Genomic DNA, 16947 nt, shown 5'->3' with positions numbered 1-16947 from the left:
CTGTCGGGGGCACGAGTTGACTGTCACCAATTTACACTGGAGCTATCTCTCTTTCCTCGGAGAGATTTTATATTATAAGCAACAGTTGGAAAGCGTAGGTAATGAAAAATGACAACTAGGGTAATCGTTGACAGCAGGCTTTGTGGATTTAAGACGGTGGTCACGGTTGTGAAAGATGGTCGGTCCACAAAGGTGAAGCTGGAGAGCAGTTGTGCTAAGATAAGGGATTATGGTGAGTGCCTGCCTGAGGTGAGAAAGGAGGACCTATACCGGGCGGAGACGAGCCCGGTCTTTTCGAGGGCTCGCGAGGCCCACTTGACTCCCACTTGCATTGTTCCCGTTGCCGTGATGAACGCCTGCTGGATAGAAAATCAGCTCATTTCCAAGAACTTGGCCCTGAGCAATAAGGAACTCAAGATAATTTTCGAGGAGTAGACCTAAAATCTTGACCCGCTAGGTCTGCACATGGTCCTGCAGGCGCTGGTTCTGTTTGTGAAAGGGACAGGGTCGCCCGGATCTGCAGAAACGGCATTTTTCCGGCTTCGGCGGCTGCGGCAGCGGCCCGACCATGTGCCCGTATTTGCGGCGAGGCAACCGATCACCAGCTGATTTTGGTAGGTAACTGTTAAAAGGTGTTCGCTCATAAATTTTAGTATTGACGAAAATTTGGCAGGTGCGATGGTGGCAAGAATAAGCGTGGGCATACTGGGCGCGACCGGTGAAGTGGGGCAGAAGTTCGTCGCGAACCTGCAGAACCACCCGTGGTTCCAGATCTCTGCTCTCTTTGCCTCCGAGAGGTCGGCCGGAAAGAGCTATGCCGAGGCGCTGGGCTTCGGCACCGAGGAGTCCAGATGGTTTCTCAAGGCCGCCCCCGAGAGGAGAATTCTTGACCTAGAGGTGAGGGACGTTAACGAGGCCCGCGGGGATGAGGTGGACCTCTTTTTCTCCGCGCTGCCTTCGGAGACGGCGCTTGGGGTCGAGGGTAAAATTGCTAGGGAGAAGCCGGTCGTCAGCACGGCCTCGGCCTACAGGTATTTTGATGATAGCTTCACCTATCTTCCCGGCGTTAACGAGAAACACGTTAAGATCATCGAGATTCAGCAGAGGAGGCGAGGCTGGAAGGGCTTCGTCGTTCCGCAGCCCAACTGCACCACCATCGGCTTGGCCTTGTCCCTGAAGCCCATTTATGATAGGTTCGGGCTGGAGAGGGTGACGATGGCGTCAATGCAGGCAGTTTCCGGTGCTGGTTACGCGGCGGTCAGCAGCTGGGCAAGTCAGCGACGGGCCCAAGGCAGCAACTTGCCTGAGCCCTCCCCGGAATATGTTCCCGGGACCTTTGAGGGCAACGTGATCCCATACATCAAGGGGGAGGAGGAGAAGGTCAAGAGGGAAACGGTGAAGCTGCTCGGCGATTTCATCGAGGGCCGAATTGTCCCGGCTTCCTTCAAGATAGCCTGCAAGTGCAACCGCGTCCCTGTTCTCGACGGTCATACCGAGTCGGTCTTCATTGAGACGAGGGATAAATGCACCGTTGAGGAGCTGAAGGAGGCTTGGAGGAACTACCGGGGCGAGCCGCAGCGGCTGGGCCTGCCCACGGCGCCGAGGCAACCCATCGTCGTCACCGAGGCGGTCGACCGCCCGCAGCCGAGGTTTGACTGCTTGGTCGAGGGAGGGATGGTCGCCGTCATCGGTGGAGTGGAGCCCAATGTTTTCGAGAATGGCTTTCAGTACACTGTGCTTTCCCACAACACCGAGCTGGGTGCGGCGAAGGGCGCGGTTCTGGCTGCGGAGTACCTCTACAGCATCGGCCTAGTCAAGTGAATTGGACTAATCATCGCAGCATTTTTGGCCTTGATAACTCGCGCAACAGTCTGCGCTCGCGATATTTCTGGTAGCCGAATATTAATAGGATGATGCCCACGCCGACGAGGTAGAGGAGCCAAGGGCTGGGCAGCAGTGTTCCGACGGTTCCTAGGGTGACTGCGGTGAAGACGCTTGAGGCCACCGCACCCACGGCAATGGAGTAAATTATGGTGCTTTTCTTTATGTTGAGCATCACGGCGGCGAGGGCGGCCCAGGAGACGCCGAAGGTAAAGGTGAATGCCATTACACCAATCCCGAATCCCTTCTGACCCACCCGTCGTTCAAATTCTCGGGTGTTTTTCTCTAGGCTGGCCCGGAGTCTCTCCGACCTAGTCCAGGCACTACGAGCGATCCTTTTGATCAGACGGTTCTCGTAGATTAACCGGTAGCGAATGGCCTCCAAGATGAGGAACCAGATCGGGACAAGGGCGGCGTGGACGATGCTCACCAGAAGCGCCGTTTCAAGGATGGACAGTCCCTGGGAAAAGCAGTAGGGCGTGGAGCCTAGAGGCCCGAAGAGAAAGGTTAAGAACACGATGAAGAAGAAGTCGACCATGCTATCATCCCCTTAATTTTCGGCGGTAAAGGAGAAGAGATTTTTGGTCTCAAGTGGTGCGGCGTTATGGCTATAAAAATCAGTTTTGGGATGGTAGCGGGGGGTGGAACTTCAGAAGCCGGCTTGCCGCCGCCTTCTCTTGAACCACCGACTTCCGGCATCCATGCCTTTTGGCACGAATGTCTCCGGGTGTCGCAGGAGCGCCAAACTCACGGCTTGACGCCTTATGAGCTTCGCCCGTGGTTTTCCCACGACCGGCGGGCACTCCATGCTGCCCTACCCTTGTAGGCACTAGGCTCGCTACGGAGGGTAGCTCTCCCGCTACCGTGAAATCGTCAGCTCTTTTCGGATAAATGGATTGCGGTTTTTAGTGCCGCTAGGATCAATGGCGGCCGTCAAGGTTGCTTGGCGGGCATCAAAACCCTGCGCAGGTAGCTCCCCAAGATGGCGCCCAGCCCAGTGAGGACGATGAAGATGGTCACGTAGTAGAGGAGGAAGTTACCGATGAGCAGGTAGAGAAGCTGCTCCGCGTTTACCGTGTATCCGGCTGTGGAGATCATCGCTAGGATATCTGGAAGACTGGTTTGGTAGAGAAAGAGGTGAATGGGCACGAACAGTACAGCCAAGGTTATGGTTGCGTTAACGGCACCAGCCCGAAAGAGCGTCTTCCATTCAGTGGTGTTTTTTATCAGGTATCCCGTCAAGACGCCGCCGAAGAGGGGAGAAGCCACGCCGCCGCCGATGAGTTGAGCTGTGACGGCGGAGAAGATGAAGCCCACTACTACCGGAATCAAAAAAGTCCTGCGGTCGAGTTTGCGGCTGAAAATGAAGAGTAGGAGGACAAAGAGAGCCGCCCCAAAAATCGCGTAGGCAGCCCGGAAGGTCAACTCTTCCATGAGATCATCACAAATAAACAGCGCTGGCGGGAATAAAAAGTATAAGCTATAAAGGGGTTATTATCCCTTGGTGCTCGCGTGAGGGTCTATCTGGACAATGGCACGACCACCCAAGTTGCCAAGGAAGTCGTTGACGCTATGCTACCCTATTTTACCGAGAAGTTCGGCCATCCTATTTTTCCCTATTCACTTGGTTTGGAGGCCGCGGAGGCCGTGGAGAGATCGCAGCGGGCCATCGCAGAAACTATCAACGCCAAACCTGAGGAGGTAATCTTCACTTCGGGGGCAACTCAGGCCAACGACATGGCCATCCGCGGTGTTGCCTATGCTAACCGCCACCGCGGGCGTCACATCATAACCACCAAGGTGGAGAACCCATCGGTGCTCAGGGTCTGCGAGAGGCTGGAGAAGGAAGGCTTCAGGGTCGACTATCTTCCCGTCGATGGTGAGGGATTTGTTGATATCGCTGAGCTTGAAAAAAGGTTGACCGAGGAGACGATACTGGTAAGCGTGGCCAACGTTAACGACGAGATCGGCACCATTCAGCCGGTGGATGAGATCGGTGAAATTCTGCGGGGGCGAAAGGAGAAAATATACTTTCACGTCAACGCTGCGGCGGGCTATGGTCGAGTGAGGATTGATGTGAGGAAAATTGGTGCAGACTTGTTAAGCCTGAGCGCCCACAAGGTTCACGGCCCCAAAGGAGTTGGCGCCCTCTTCATCACGGAGAACACACCAATTGAGCCGGTTTCCTACGGTTACATCTCCATGTTCAAATTGAAACCTGGGACCGAGAATGTTCCCGGCATAGTAGGGTTTGGTAGGGCCGCTGAGCTGATGGCTGAGAATTTTGATCGCGATATTTTCAACATGAGGAGGCTGCGCGACAGGCTGATGGCCGGCTTGGAGGAGATTCCTCATACGGTGATCAACGGCCCGCGCGGGGAGAAGCGCAGCCCGGCGAACGTTAGCTGCTCCTTCAAGGGTGTGGAGGGGGAATCGATGATGCTGCACCTTGATCTCAACGGGATTTCGGTTGCCACGGGATCTGCCTGTTCCACGACCAAGCTGGAGCCCAGCCATGTCCTCACGGCGATCGGGGTCAAGGCGGCGGTGGCCCACGGGACGATAAGGTTTACCCTGAGCCGATATAACACCGAGGAGGAAATAGACTACACGCTGAGCGTGGTGCCGCGCGTGGTGGAACAGCTCAGGAGGATAAGCCCGGTGAAGCCGGAGCAGCTGTGAGGTGTCGAAATGACTGTGGAATATACTGAGAGGGGAATGCTTAAGTATAGCGAAAAGCTGCTCGAGCGCTTCCGGAATCCGAAGAACATCGGTGAGATGGAGAACCCGACCGTGGTGGCGGAGGAGGGTGACCCACAGTGCGGGGACATGTTCCGGATGTTTTTGAAGATCGAAAATAACCGCATAGTTGACGCCAAGTTTCTCTCCTTTGGGTGCGCGGCCAACATAGCCACCGGTGACGTCACTGTGGACTTGATTAAGGGGAAGACGGTGGCCGAGGCGGAAAAGCTGCAGATCAAGGAAATCGCCGAGGCGCTGGGCGGATTGCCGGCGATAAAGATGCACTGCGCCGTGCTTTCCTATAAAACCCTGAAGAAGGCGCTCGCCGAATACCATAAATCCAGCACGGTTTCTCAGGGATGATATCGTTGGTCGAGGAGAGGCTTACAGTTCCAAAGTTCAGGGACGACTGTCTGGTTACCAAGGGCATCGATGTTAAGGACTTGGTCGGGGTCAGAAAGGAAGCCTTGCTTTATGTACACCCGTGCACCTCAGAGCGGGGTAAGCTGATGGCCGACATAGAGCTCACCAAGGAGACCGATTCAAGGTTTCTGGACTCAGAGAAGCTCTGCTCGTTGCTGAGGATCCACCGCCACCGCTTTTCCGACCTCAGATGCAGCGAGAATTTAGGTGTGGCCAAGCTGAGGTGGGGCGGTCGGGACATCAGCATCTTCAGGAACGGGAAGATAAAGATCCAACAGGCGAGGGACCGCGAGGAGATACTGAGGGTGGCCAACGCCGTGTCGCGCCTGATCTGGGCGGCAGTGGTCTGCAACGTTTGTGGAGAGCCAGTAATAAATTGTGCCTCGGGGGAATGTGGAAAATGCCTTTTACCCGAGCAGACGACGGTTGAGGTCTCAGGAATCGCGGGTTCTGAGTTGCTTCAGCAGGGACATGCGGCTCTGCAAGGTCTTGAGGGGCTGATTCCGCAGGAGTACGAGAGCAGGCTCCAGCGGGCCAGATTTCTGGCGCTGCATTTTGCGATAGAGACGCCGCGGAAGGAGGACGCCGTGCTCGGCCTGCTGCTGCTGGCCAAGGCTGAAAAAATGAAAAGGTGAAAACTGGATACGGATCCGGTTTACTCGAGGCCCCACCTTTTGGTCATTTTCACGATGAGGAAGATCACCAGCGCCACTATCAGAAAGGTCATCAATGCGCCGATGAAATGGCCGACTCTGAAGGGACCGATCTCGATGGCCTCCCACATCGTTCCCGGAACCCCCAACTGGATTATCGGCATTATCAGGTCAATCACCAGAGCCTGTACTAGAGCACCCAGATAGAGACCGATGATGAAGGCCACGGCCATCCCCAGCACCTTGTACTTGGTGATGAAATCCAAAAACTCCGCGATGAGGCCCTTCTTTGCTGGGGCGGGTGGTGCAGGCTTTGGCTCCAAAAGCTTCCTGATCTGGCGCAGCTCCTCCAGAATCTCGTTATTGTCGGTCAAGACTCCACCAACCAAGTTTGAGGCAGTTTTCCATCTTATATAATTTGTTAGCGGGCGGCGATGTTACCTCTTCCTCTGCTTTATTGCCCGGAGGACCTTCTCAGGTGTGAAGGGGGACTCGGTGAACCTGATGCCAATGGCGTTGTAGATGGCGTTGGAAATGGTGGGCAGAACTCCATCGATGGCCGGCTCGCCGATGGGCTTGGCACCAAAGGGACCCGTGGGATCATAGCTAGGCACGAGGATAGTCTTTATTTTGGGAATGTCGGGCGCGGAGAATATTTTATAGTCTCTGAAGTTGGGATTTAACACCCGGCCGTTTTCATCGAAGATAAATTCCTCGGTGAGCGCGTAGCTTATCCCGTTGACAATTGACCCCTCTACCTGACCTTCAGCCAGAGTCGGGTTTATGGCCGTCCCGCAGTCAACTGCACAGACATACGAGAGAACTTTGACCTGTCCCGTCTCCTTATCGACTTCGACCTCGGCAAATTGGGCTGTGAAGGTCTGTGGGTGCAGGTGGCTGTACTCTGAAGCCGTCGCCGCGATCTGGAACTGGTTCTTACTGTACATGGCTCGTCTGGCGATCTGGCTGAACTCCACCCTGCTGCCGCTTTTGGTCGACACCACTCCTTTGTTTTCCAGCTTCAGGTTCTCAGGTGGTTCGTTGAGCATCTCCGAAGCCACTCGGAGTATCTGCTTCTTGATTTCCTCAGCAGTTTTGATGACGGCCAGCCCGGAGAGGTAAGTGGTTCCTGAGGCGTAGGCACCCTTGTCATAGGGGGTCACGTCGGTGTCGGTGGCGTAGATGACCACATCCTCCAGCGGGATGTCCAGCGCCTCGGCGAAGATCTGGGAGAGCACGGTGTCGCAGCCGCCACCGACATCGCTGGCGCTGATGAGGAGGTTGAAGGAGCCGTCCTCGTTCATCTTCGCGGTGACCGAGCTGGCATCCAAGAGGGCGACGGTGCCGCCGTGCACGGTGCAGACCATACCCACGCCGCGCCTGAGGGGACCGTCAGGTTGATTGCGGTAGCGCTCACGTTTTTCCTTCCACCCGAAGGCCTCCGCGCCCCGGTCGATGCATTCAGGCAAGGCGCAACTGTCCACCTTCTGCTCGGCGCCCTTGCCGATCTCGCTCAGCGCGCTGAAGATGGGCGAAGTTTCCCCGACCCTTATGGTGTTCTTCTTCCAGAATTCAACCGGGTCCATGCCGATCGCGTGGGCCATCTCGTCCATCATGATCCCCATGGCGAAGGTGCCCTGCAGGACCCCGTAGCCCCGGTAGGCCCCAGCGTTGAGGAGGTTGGTATAGACAGTGTCGCCGATGAACTTGATGTTCTGGCACCTGTAGAGAGGCAGCGTCTTGGCACAGGTGCTGCCGAGGACGGTCATGCAGTGGGGACCGTAGGCCCCCGTGTTGCTAATCACGCGCATCTCGATTGCGGTGACGGTTCCGTCCTTCTTCACCCCGGTTTTCACTTTCATTATCATCGGGTGGCGGGTCCTCGTGGAGACGAAGACCTCGGGCCTGTTGAAGACGAGCCTCACGGGTCGTTTCGTCCTCAGCGTGAACATGGCGCAGACGTCCTCAACAACGATCTCCTGCTTGGATCCAAAGCCACCGCCAATCCTTGGTTTGATCACCCGAACCATCCTCTCTGGAAGTTGTAAGCAGTGGGCAATAATCCTGCGCGCGTAGTAGGGCACCTGCGTTGAGCTGCGGACGACAAGGCGCCCCGTATGATCTAGATAGCTAATGCAGGAATGCGGTTCCAGAGCGCAGTGCTGGGCGTAGTGGTTCTTGATCGTGTGTTCGACCACGACGTCGGCCTCTTTCAGACCTCGTTCGGGGTCCCCAGTCTTAACTTCGATGTGGGCGCAGTGGTTGTGTTTTGGGTCATAGAAAAGGGGCAACAACTGTCGGCAGTCAGGTTCATCATGGATTACCGGTGCTCCTTCCTCCATCGCTTTTTCCGGGTCGAAAACTGCCGGTAAAATTTCGTAATCGACCTTGATCAGGCGGAGAGCTTTTTCGGCGATCTCTTCAGTTTCTGCCGCCACGGCTGCCACGCGGTCGCCAACGTAGCGCACCTTGTTGTCGAACATGACCATGTCGTAAGGCGACGGCTCCGGCCAGCCCTGCCCAGCGCTCGTGTACAGCACACGGGGTACATTCTTGTAACAGAGCACCGCGTGAACTCCAGGCAGCGCCTCGGCCTCGCTGGTGTCGATGTTTCTGATGCGCGCGTGGGCGTGTGGGCTCCAGAGGATCCGCGCGTGGAGCATGTCTTCGAGCTTTATGTCGTCCGTGAACAGGGGTTTACCTCTCGCCAGAAGTGCCGCGTCGATTTTTTTGACCCTTTTACCCACTATTTTGAAGTCCCTCATGGGCTTTTACCCCTCATTCGCTTTGCAGCCAACTGGATGGCCGCGATGATCTTGACGTAGCCGGTGCAGCGGCAGAGATTTCCCTTTATTGCCCGCCTGATCTCCTCCTCGGTGGGATTTTGATTTCTATCCAGTAACGCCTTGGCCGAGATTATCATTCCCGGAGTGCAATAGCCGCACTGGATGGCCCCGGCGTCGATGAAAGCCTGCTGGATAGGGTGCAGGTTTTCATCCGTTCCAATACCCTCGATGGTCGTTATCTCTCTTCCATTTACTGCAACGGCCAGCGTCAGGCAGGAGAGGACTGGCTTGCCGTCGAGAAGGACCGTGCAGGCACCACACTCGCCAGTCCCGCATCCGTACTTGGTTCCCTTCAGGCCCAGCTCATCCCTTATCACGTTGAGGAGCAGATCCTTCGGTTTGACGAACACCTTTCTCTTCCTTCCGTTGATGGTGAATTCAATCTCACGCATCATCCGTTCATCCCCCGACCCTTTCCAGCGCCTTTAACAACGCCCGTTTTACCAGAACTTTGCCCACCTCGATTTTATATTCAGGCGAGGCGCGGATTGATTTGGAGCGGCACTGAAAACCTTGGCCACAGATTTCAGCCGCTTTGCCGATGACTTCCCCGTCCAGCTTTCTGCCCTCCAACATCTTCTCCGCCTCCCTAGATCTGAGCAGCGTGGGGCCAATGCCGCCGCCGACTACGACCCTCGCCTCCTCGCAAATGCCGTCCTTGTTGAGCGTGACCCTGACGGCAGCGTTGACGATGGCTAGGTCCTCCGAGGTTCTTGCCAGCTTGATGAACGCCGTTCCCGAGCGCTCGGGTGGTCTCCCCACCACGATCTCCTTCAGCAGTTCGTTTTTCAGCTTGGTTTTCCTCACGCCGACGAAAAATTCTTCAAGCGGTAGAATCCTCTCGCCATTTGCTCCCACTATTTTTAACTGGGCGTCGAGGGCCACCAGCGCGGGCGGCAGGTCAGCGGACGGGACGGCATTGCAGATGTTACCGCCGATGGTAGCCATATTTCTCACTTGTACGGTCCCCAACTCCTTTGCCGCCTCGCAGATGAGCCCATAATTTTCCCTAATCACCCGAGACTCCTCAATCTCTGCTAGGGTTGTCGCGGCGCCGATCCTGAGTTCCGTGCCATCCTCAACAATGCATTTCAGATCGGGAATTTTCATGATGCTCACTAAAACTTTAGGCTTGATTTTTTCCTCCTTTATATCAACCAGCAGATCGGTACCTCCGGCGATCAACTTGGCATCATCGCCATATTTTTGAAGTAAACTTACTGCCTCAGAAATATTCACGGGCTCAAAATATTCAAAGTCGCAGAGCAGGGCCCTATTGTAGGTCTTGATGATCGTCTCCACCTCCCATAACGATGCCTATCCAGATGTTGTCTCCATCCTTTAACTCTTTATTCAACGAGGCCAGTTTTTCGTTAACGAAGACGCGTAGGTGCTCGATTTCATCCTCCCTGAAGCCTACCTCCAGCAGCATCGATTTTAGGTTAGACTCTGGAGGCAGCTCCATCTCAAAAACGTTTTCCTTTCTCACCGGCCTCAGGCCGGGCATGAGTTCAACTTTGACCCGGATGCTCATTGAGATCATCTTTTGCAGATGATTTTCAACTCCGGTGTTTTTATGGTTAACTTAGCCGAAACCGCCCGTCTGAAGTTTTACTCGCTTTCCCCTTCAGACCTCGGCTAATTTCCTTATTCTCTTCAACCGTTTGCTGCGTTCACCCAGTTTGCCGCGCACCCTCAGCAAAGCCTGTTTTCTTTTCTCCGCCTTCAGCCTAGCTTTCTTCAGCTTTGCGTGGGCGAGCTTCAGGGCGATCTCCTTTCTCTTGGCCTTAGCCCTGGCCTTGCCGAGTTTGATGGCCTTAGCCCTGATTATGGCCTCCTGCTGCTTTCTAGCCTGCTCAAGTTCTTCCAGCTTTCTTTCATATCTCTTGACAGCGGCTCTCGTGTGGAGCCCAGCCCCAAGGAGAATTACCCCGAGGATGACACCGACCACCGCAGCCCGGTTGGTCGTGATCCAAGGGAAGATCCAGGTTTGGTTCGGTAAATGTCCCAGAAACACCAACAGCAGAAAAAGTACTCCTAGAAAAATAAGAAAGGCGCCGAGTCCGATGAGGGTGCTGCCAACCTGCCCTCTTTCGGCCATGAATCACCGATGAAGTTATTGTTTTTATAACATATATATTTGCCGCGAAAAATGTTAATTTCATGAGATCATTTAATCTAAAGATAATTTTTTGTATTGTTTTGTTAAAAATAAATTAATATATAAAGAGAAGGAAACGATTAATTATGAAAGAGGATAAAAGAAGAAAAGTAACTCCTGAAGTTGTAAGGAAGATGCGGGAGCTGAGAAGTCAGGGCATGACTTATCAGAAGATCGCAAAGGAACTCAATCTCTCCTATCTCACCGTTTACAAATATCTGAACGTGGAGAAATATCCCGAGGCCAGGATAGAGGCCGAGGAAGGGGCCACGGCTAGGACTGAGGCGGTCCCGGAGAAAAAGCCCGGGTTTTGGGCAAAGCTGAAGGAAAAACTGGGTTCCTAGTTGATCAAGCCGCTCCCGGCTCCCGCTTTTTCTTTCGGATGAGCAGAAGGGATATTTATAACAAAGTTATGTAAATTTAGGTTGAGGGGATATCTGGTGAGGAAATGAAGCCGCTGTGCGAACTCGTGAGCGGGCAGGTGCTGCCCGCTATCCGGGCGATGGTGGTGAAGGATTTGGTCAGGCGCTACGAGCTGAGTCAGGTTGAGGTGGCGAAGAAGCTGGGGATCACGCAGCCCGCGGTCAGCCAGTACCTTAGCGCGCTCCGGGGCAAGAGGAAGCTGGAAAAGAAGCTGATGAAATCCATCGGCGGTGAGATCAGGAGCCTCGCCGACGATGTGGCCAGCGGCAAGCTCAGTCAGGCCGATGTGGTCAGGCGATATTGCGCCATCTGTAGCCGGATGAAGAAGAAGGGGATTTTCCAGGACTTTGGAACCAGCTGAAAATAATTTTATTTGTCCGTTCAATCATGGTTGGTTTAGCTTTTGATACCAATCACCTAACTTTACCTTTTTCATCACCAGCTCATTCCAACATAAGAGTAATGGCCTCTTGGATGGTTGAGACCTCTTGGACCTTGACTTTCCAGCCCATGTTCTCGGCATACTCGTTTAGGTTGACCGTTACCGGCTCAAGCATGATCTTGGTGAAAGGACCAACCTTGTAAGCTACCTGTTTATATACAATTACATTTGACTGACCGGGCGGGACTAGGAACAATTCTTTGCCCGCTTTTTCCGCCGCCTCGAGCTTGGCGATTAGTCCACCGACCTTGCCGATGCTGCCATCATCATTGATTTCACCTGTGATCACGACGTTGTTTTTGACCTGTTTGTTGTCCAGCACAGCGATGGTGAGTACCGTCATCGCGGCGCCGGCGCTCGGACCCCCAACCAGCTGGATTGGTTCATCGGAGCTGACGGAAAAGCTGATGTCCAAGCCCTTGATGCCGACGTTATCGTCATCCACAGGTAAACCGAGGTAGTTCGCTGCGACCGAGACCGCGATCCACTGGGCATATTGAAAATCAGCCTCCACCAGCGGGGCCGTGTTCACGTATATCTCGCCGGTGCCAGGCCTTACTTCCACGTTCAGGTTCAGCAGCGCGCCAGTTTCATTGGCACTCACCGCAACGATGGCAATTGAGGAGCTTCTCGAGTTTTCTAACCCCATAACCTTTGCCTGAGTTTCTATCTTGCCGAGGTTCGAGATGGAGATGCCAAAAACCGTTCCGCCAACGAAGGCCAAGGCAGCCACGAACACGGCAATTAAATAAATCCTGTTCTTTTTCCTCATCATTTCACCAACGATCATCTATTTTGAAAGTCGATAGCGGGTTTGCCGCGCTGGATGTTAAAAATTTGTTGATGAGTTTCACCAACCCCGGCCTTTAGGCACTGGTTGTTTCCACGGCTCCATTGGTATTGGTAACTCTTTTGACCACGACCACCAAGTTGGCGGAAACTCAGGACGCCATACTCTTGCCTGTTCCAGCATTCTTTCGGCGCAGTCAAGACGCATGAAGGCCATCTTGAGGATGAAGACAGCCTTTTCAAGGTTGCCGGTGCTGTTCTCAGCAATGGCGTTGTCTCTGAGTTCTATGGCGGCTTGAATCTGGACCTCTGCCGCTCTAATCCCTGGGTGATTCTCGGACGTTTCTTCAAGTTTCTGTTGAACTTTGGTTAATTTGTTGTCGAATTTTTCCAGACCCTCTAGGAAAAGCTGGGACAGATTTTCCTGAACTGGCCACCTGTTTTCGATCCAAGGAACAGGTCCGCCGCCGATGCGAAGTTTCAGGCCGATTCTTGCATCCATCAGCAGATTGTCAGCGTCAAAGTATCTGCGCAACTCTCCAGGCAGCTGTCCCCTGATCCGGCTGATCATTATCCGTAGTTGTTCCATTACCAGCTGGAGCTGTGCCAAGATATTTTCCCGGGCTTCATCAGTGCCGGCTTGGTACCGCTGCTCCAGTTCCTGCAATATCCTGATTATGTTCTCCAAACCCTCAGGAAATCCCGGCGCGTTCTCAACAAATCCTCTGGACCTGCTGATGCACTCGCCTGCAAGTTTCAGTTCCACCAACCCAATTCCGGGCACCTGTTCCTGCATCCACCGCACGATTTCCTCCTTGGCTTCGACTTCGGCCGAGGCCACCTTTGTCATCTTCTCATGGAACTCCTCGAGAATCTGTGCATATTCTAAGCCCTTTCCCTTGTTCACCATTTGCAGGTATTCATCCCATCTTCTCTTCATCTGTTCTTCTTCGCTGACCATACGAATTTTTTCGCCAAGTCGCCTCAGACCGTAAAGAGGAGAATCCGGTGAAGCACCGATGGAGTCGACGATTATCGGGGTGGCCATGGCTCCGCCTATAGATGCTGCAACTATTACCAGCACGATTGCTACGGCAATACCCGCTTTTCCCAACCGGGACATCTTTAAATCACCATTGATTTTTGATAGGACTGAGTCGAAATAGCTATTTAATTGATTTCCCAAGACGGTTCATTTTGCCTTTTTGAAAAGTAAAAAATGGTTTTTAAAATATTTTTTAAGACTTTTTTCAATTTTTTATCGTTCATAATTCTTTAAAATTTCTTTAATTCTTAAAAATAGCTTTTAAACGCCCTATTTATTATTTGTTCAGGGAGAACCAGAACGTGATGATATTTAATAATTTTCAAACCTATATAGGTTGATTGGCTTAATACTGTCCGATGACGCTTCGAGAGGCTTTCGGCGTTGTGGCGCTGGTGATCGTGCTGCAGATATTCATTGGGCTGTTGCTCTATGGCCCATTGCAGGCCTCGTCCAGCCTTGATATTTACACAATCTTGGTTGCTATCGCTTTGATGGCCGCGGTTGCCGGCGGAATAGCTTCAGTGCTGGCGTTTATCTTCAAGAAGTATTCCACGGAGCGGGCGATGCGCGTTGTCCTGATGACGCTGACCGAGGATGAGCGGCGGGTTTTTGAAGCAATACTACGTTCGAACGGCCGGGCCTATCAGGACAAACTCAGACGTGAACTCGACATGTCGAAATCGAAACTGAGCGCTCTGGTAAAAAATCTCGAGCGAAAGCATGCCATAACCAAGGAGCGCTACTTCAGGACCAATGTGTTGAAGGTGAGCAAGGATTTTCTTGGCGAGTAATTTATTTTTCGAAGGCATCAGCGGAACAAACACCAGTTAATAGTTCTCAACCGATGATTTTTACCTCACTGGCAAACAACGCCTTCTCCCTCTCGCTGAAAATATTCAGTTCAACCGGCATCAGTAATATTGCATCGTTTTCGATGAATTGGAAGCGCTTTTCTTGGAGGAATTTATAAGTCATATCAAATCCAAAGCGGCTCACCAAATATTCTAACCCGTCGAGGAGCACAATCGAGCCCCTGTTATTTCTGATGAATTCACCGATCCTCATGCTGATTTCTTGGAGATTGTCTGTTGTGTCATAACCCTTCAGTGGCACGGAGGATATTATGATGATGTTTTCCTTAGGGATTCTATATTCAATTAGTTTCTCAGGGTCTTCTCTGGTGAAACAGATGCCGGGAACCCCAAGCAGCATTAGATGTGAGGCAATGTTATAGGCGGCACGGTGGGAGCGGTACAGGTAGCATTCACCCTTAGAGATTTCGTTAATTCTGTAGATGAACTTCAGTTGCTCGAGTTCAAAATTCTTGCGCGTGATAATTAGCGCTAAAGCGTTGGCAGCAGCTTTTAAGAATTCCATCTCCGCCTCGTCTTGGCGGTGACCCTCTTGGATGTAAAGATCGATTACACCAACGACCTTGTCGTCTGTCAGAATAGGGACGCAGTAGTGGCCGTGAGGCCGTATTCCCTCGTATTTCGTCTCGTGATTTTCATCCACATGGTCGGTGAATATAATTTTCTTGGTCGCCGCTGCCCTGCCGCAAAGACACCTGCCGAACGGGACGGTGCTGCAGGTTTGTAAAATTTCTGGAACCTTATGTTGAGTTTTCAGCACTAAGGTGTTTTGCTCGTCGTCAGCAAGGAAAATGCTGCCTCGTTGCTCAAGGTTGAGCCAAGAGAGAGAAAGAATGGTTTTTAGGGCTCGTTTTAGTATTTCTTCCATGGAATAGTTTAGAGGGAGGCTCAACAGAGAGACTATCGCGCTCTGGATTTCGCTGCTTCGCCTGAGCTGCGTTTCCATCAGATGGCGCTCGGTAATGTCTTCAATAGCCAGTAGAACCATCGGCTTCCCTCCTTCTTTCGTTCGCATCTGTTTAGCGTTCAGCATCATGATCTTTCTACCGATGCGAGGGAAATCATGTACGACCACATATTCCTTGAAGGAGATGTTTTTCTCCACGACGTCGTTTAAGAGTTTTCGAAGTTCCGGAATGTCCCATTGTTTGTTGCCCAATTCGTACAGCGAGTATTTTTCCGTCTCCTCGGGAGTTACCTGGAAGCATTCGTAGAAGGCGCGGTTGGCCGAGATCACCTTCATGTCGGCATCGAGCACCACCAGAGGTTCATGCACGGCTTCTACAATAGATTCTGCGTAGGCACGCGCATGTTCAATAGCCTGCATCGCTGCTATGCGTTCGCTGACGTTTCGGGCTATTATTTGGATGCCGCTGAGTTTGCCGTTTTCAAAGATGGGGGACGTTTTCAACTCGTATGGTACGATCCTGCCGTCCTTGCTTTTGATTTCAGCCACCCAAGGGGGCAACTTTCGGGTGCCTGATTTCCACATTTTTATCCGAGCTAGGGCGGTCTCGTATGATTCTGGGGTGAGTATGTCCTTGATATTTAACTTTTTAGCATCCTCAATCGTATATCCCGTTTCTTCAAAGGCCGACTTGCTGACATATGTACAGTTCCCGTTGAGGTCGATTCGAAGCAGTATATCAGCAACATTTTCGGCTAGGCTCCGGTATTCCTCTTCGGATTTTTTCAGGTTTTCCAAAGCCTGCTTCAGTTCGGTGATGTCCTTTCCCACCACAATGATAGCTTTGATTTCACCGCTTTTCGGGTCCCTGACCGGGCTAATCGTTCTCAAAAAATACCTCCCCAGCCGCGCATGGTAGTGTTCCTGTTGCACCACTTTCCCCGTCTCGAAAACTTCTCTTGCTTTAGCCTCGAATTCCCTCGTTTCCTCGGCAGAATGTAGCTCTCCAAAGGTTTTGCCAACTACTTTCTCCTGCGGCAGGCCTAACCTTTTCAGCAGCTCCTGATTAACTTGGATATATCTCAAGTCTCTGTCCAACATGTAGATGGAGTCCGACGACGACTCAACCAACGAGCGATACTTCTCCTCGCTTTCTCGTAGCATCTGATCAGCCTTTCTACGCTCGGTGATGTCTCGAAGTATCACCATGTCCGCGGGCCGACCCTCGTAGTCTATCACCGTGGCTATTATCTCAAAGGGGATGTGGCGACCGTCTCGGCCAATGAGCTCGATCTCATAACGATCTGGAACTTTAACTCCGGACATTCTCTTTGTGTATCGCTCAGCGGCGAGTTCCTGGTATTCCGGGGCGATAAAATTAAGATATGAACTGCCAAGATACTCCTCCACTTTTATTCCAGTGATCTCGGACAACCTTCTGTTGACAAATTTTATTATTCCATCCTGGATGATAACAACGCCCTCTGGCCCCTTTTCCACGATGGTTGAGTACTTCAATTCACTTTCCCTTAGTTTCGATTCAGTCCTCTTCAAATCCGTGATATCGGTGATAACGGCAAATGTGCCTTTAACCTTACCTTCAATGAGTAAGGGTGCCGAGGAGGTGAGAGTATACACCTTCCCTCCGTCCTTTCTGAGCCTCACGAGCTCGTAAACGCACCTCTCCCCCCTCAGCGCCTTTTTGAAGTTTTCTTCAAAGATCTTTCTATTTTCATCGTCGAGAAAGTCGGCCACATGCC

The 16947-nt window shown here is 52.6% G+C and carries 21 protein-coding genes; 9 read left to right on the top strand and 12 right to left on the bottom strand.

The window, feature by feature from the left end:
- The first annotated feature begins 108 nt into the window (after nucleotides 1–108).
- A complete protein-coding gene (locus QXT02_RS05850; protein ID WP_342812497.1) occupies nucleotides 109–435 on the top strand; it encodes a DUF6951 family protein in 327 nt (108 codons plus the stop codon).
- A gap of 18 nt (nucleotides 436–453) precedes the next feature.
- On the opposite strand, the gene QXT02_RS05845 is transcribed toward QXT02_RS05850, so the two are convergent.
- Entirely contained in the window at nucleotides 454–594 is a 141-nt protein-coding gene (locus QXT02_RS05845) for a hypothetical protein (protein WP_342812496.1), read from the bottom strand.
- 87 nt (nucleotides 595–681) lie between these two features.
- Here QXT02_RS05845 and QXT02_RS05840 point away from each other — a divergent pair, with 87 nt between their 5' ends.
- Nucleotides 682–1821: an aspartate-semialdehyde dehydrogenase family protein gene (locus tag QXT02_RS05840; protein ID WP_342812495.1), complete on the top strand. Its 1140-nt coding sequence runs from the start codon at nucleotides 682–684 to the stop codon at nucleotides 1819–1821.
- A 10-nt stretch (nucleotides 1822–1831) separates the two neighbouring features.
- On the opposite strand, the gene QXT02_RS05835 is transcribed toward QXT02_RS05840, so the two are convergent.
- On the bottom strand, nucleotides 1832–2419 hold the full coding sequence (locus QXT02_RS05835; RefSeq protein WP_342812494.1) for a hypothetical protein: 588 nt from the start codon (nucleotides 2417–2419) through the stop codon (nucleotides 1832–1834).
- Between the two features lie 66 nt (nucleotides 2420–2485).
- Here QXT02_RS05835 and QXT02_RS05830 point away from each other — a divergent pair, with 66 nt between their 5' ends.
- On the top strand, nucleotides 2486–2707 hold the full coding sequence (locus QXT02_RS05830; RefSeq protein WP_342812493.1) for a hypothetical protein: 222 nt from the start codon (nucleotides 2486–2488) through the stop codon (nucleotides 2705–2707).
- Nucleotides 2708–2814: 107 nt separating this feature from the next.
- Here the strand turns inward: QXT02_RS05830 and QXT02_RS05825 are convergent, their stop codons facing one another.
- Nucleotides 2815–3315 (bottom strand): DUF5518 domain-containing protein, encoded by a 501-nt coding sequence (locus QXT02_RS05825; protein ID WP_342812492.1) that lies wholly within the window; start codon nucleotides 3313–3315, stop codon nucleotides 2815–2817.
- 78 nt (nucleotides 3316–3393) lie between these two features.
- Between QXT02_RS05825 and QXT02_RS05820 the strand changes: the two genes are divergently transcribed.
- The 3 genes from QXT02_RS05820 to QXT02_RS05810 are packed head-to-tail and all read left to right on the top strand — an operon-like array spanning nucleotide 3394 to nucleotide 5681.
- Nucleotides 3394–4563, top strand: a complete 1170-nt coding sequence (locus QXT02_RS05820; RefSeq protein ID WP_342812491.1) for a cysteine desulfurase family protein — start codon at nucleotides 3394–3396, stop codon at nucleotides 4561–4563.
- Between the two features lie 9 nt (nucleotides 4564–4572).
- The gene (locus QXT02_RS05815) at nucleotides 4573–4986 is read left to right on the top strand and encodes an iron-sulfur cluster assembly scaffold protein (RefSeq protein ID WP_342812490.1); all 414 of its coding nucleotides are present in this window, start codon (nucleotides 4573–4575) and stop codon (nucleotides 4984–4986) included.
- A gap of 5 nt (nucleotides 4987–4991) precedes the next feature.
- A complete protein-coding gene (locus QXT02_RS05810; protein WP_342812489.1) occupies nucleotides 4992–5681 on the top strand; it encodes a hypothetical protein in 690 nt (229 codons plus the stop codon).
- 20 nt (nucleotides 5682–5701) lie between these two features.
- Here the strand turns inward: QXT02_RS05810 and QXT02_RS05805 are convergent, their stop codons facing one another.
- The 6 genes from QXT02_RS05805 to QXT02_RS05780 all read right to left on the bottom strand — a co-directional run bounded on the left by QXT02_RS05805 (nucleotide 5702) and on the right by QXT02_RS05780 (nucleotide 10646).
- The gene (locus QXT02_RS05805; RefSeq protein WP_342812488.1) at nucleotides 5702–6073 is read right to left on the bottom strand and encodes an MscL family protein; all 372 of its coding nucleotides are present in this window, start codon (nucleotides 6071–6073) and stop codon (nucleotides 5702–5704) included.
- A gap of 63 nt (nucleotides 6074–6136) precedes the next feature.
- Complete coding sequence (locus QXT02_RS05800) at nucleotides 6137–8464, bottom strand: xanthine dehydrogenase family protein molybdopterin-binding subunit (RefSeq protein ID WP_342812487.1); 2328 nt, start codon at nucleotides 8462–8464, stop codon at nucleotides 6137–6139.
- Entirely contained in the window at nucleotides 8461–8937 is a 477-nt protein-coding gene (locus QXT02_RS05795) for a (2Fe-2S)-binding protein (protein ID WP_342812534.1), read from the bottom strand. The genes QXT02_RS05800 and QXT02_RS05795 overlap by 4 nt, the downstream gene beginning before the upstream one ends.
- A gap of 7 nt (nucleotides 8938–8944) precedes the next feature.
- Entirely contained in the window at nucleotides 8945–9847 is a 903-nt protein-coding gene (locus QXT02_RS05790; protein ID WP_342812486.1) for a xanthine dehydrogenase family protein subunit M, read from the bottom strand.
- The gene (locus QXT02_RS05785) at nucleotides 9819–10079 is read right to left on the bottom strand and encodes a MoaD/ThiS family protein (RefSeq protein WP_342812484.1); all 261 of its coding nucleotides are present in this window, start codon (nucleotides 10077–10079) and stop codon (nucleotides 9819–9821) included. Before QXT02_RS05785 ends, QXT02_RS05790 begins: the two co-directional genes overlap by 29 nt.
- A gap of 93 nt (nucleotides 10080–10172) precedes the next feature.
- Nucleotides 10173–10646 carry a hypothetical protein gene (locus tag QXT02_RS05780; protein WP_342812482.1) on the bottom strand — a complete coding sequence of 158 codons (474 nt, stop codon included), beginning with the start codon at nucleotides 10644–10646 and terminating at the stop codon, nucleotides 10173–10175.
- Nucleotides 10647–10792: 146 nt separating this feature from the next.
- Here QXT02_RS05780 and QXT02_RS05775 point away from each other — a divergent pair, with 146 nt between their 5' ends.
- Nucleotides 10793–11050 carry a helix-turn-helix domain-containing protein gene (locus QXT02_RS05775; protein WP_342812480.1) on the top strand — a complete coding sequence of 86 codons (258 nt, stop codon included), beginning with the start codon at nucleotides 10793–10795 and terminating at the stop codon, nucleotides 11048–11050.
- Nucleotides 11051–11154: 104 nt separating this feature from the next.
- Nucleotides 11155–11490, top strand: a complete 336-nt coding sequence (locus QXT02_RS05770; protein WP_342812478.1) for a transcriptional regulator — start codon at nucleotides 11155–11157, stop codon at nucleotides 11488–11490.
- Nucleotides 11491–11572: 82 nt separating this feature from the next.
- Here the strand turns inward: QXT02_RS05770 and QXT02_RS05765 are convergent, their stop codons facing one another.
- Both QXT02_RS05765 and QXT02_RS05760 read right to left on the bottom strand, forming a co-directional pair.
- A complete protein-coding gene (locus QXT02_RS05765) occupies nucleotides 11573–12343 on the bottom strand; it encodes a S16 family serine protease (RefSeq protein WP_342812476.1) in 771 nt (256 codons plus the stop codon).
- Between the two features lie 78 nt (nucleotides 12344–12421).
- Nucleotides 12422–13474: a hypothetical protein gene (locus tag QXT02_RS05760; RefSeq protein ID WP_342812475.1), complete on the bottom strand. Its 1053-nt coding sequence runs from the start codon at nucleotides 13472–13474 to the stop codon at nucleotides 12422–12424.
- Nucleotides 13475–13764: 290 nt separating this feature from the next.
- On the opposite strand from QXT02_RS05760, the gene QXT02_RS05755 reads away from it, so the two are divergent.
- Nucleotides 13765–14199 (top strand): hypothetical protein, encoded by a 435-nt coding sequence (locus QXT02_RS05755; RefSeq protein WP_342812474.1) that lies wholly within the window; start codon nucleotides 13765–13767, stop codon nucleotides 14197–14199.
- A gap of 46 nt (nucleotides 14200–14245) precedes the next feature.
- On the opposite strand, the gene QXT02_RS05750 is transcribed toward QXT02_RS05755, so the two are convergent.
- The coding region (locus QXT02_RS05750) for a PAS domain S-box protein (RefSeq protein WP_342812472.1) at nucleotides 14246–16947 on the bottom strand (2702 nt) is incomplete at its 5' end.

This window comes from Hadarchaeum sp. (SeqCode) (genome assembly GCF_038871235.1).
GTDB lineage: Archaea > Hadarchaeota > Hadarchaeia > Hadarchaeales > Hadarchaeaceae > Hadarchaeum.
This window is presented reverse-complemented; position numbering and strand designations above follow the sequence as displayed.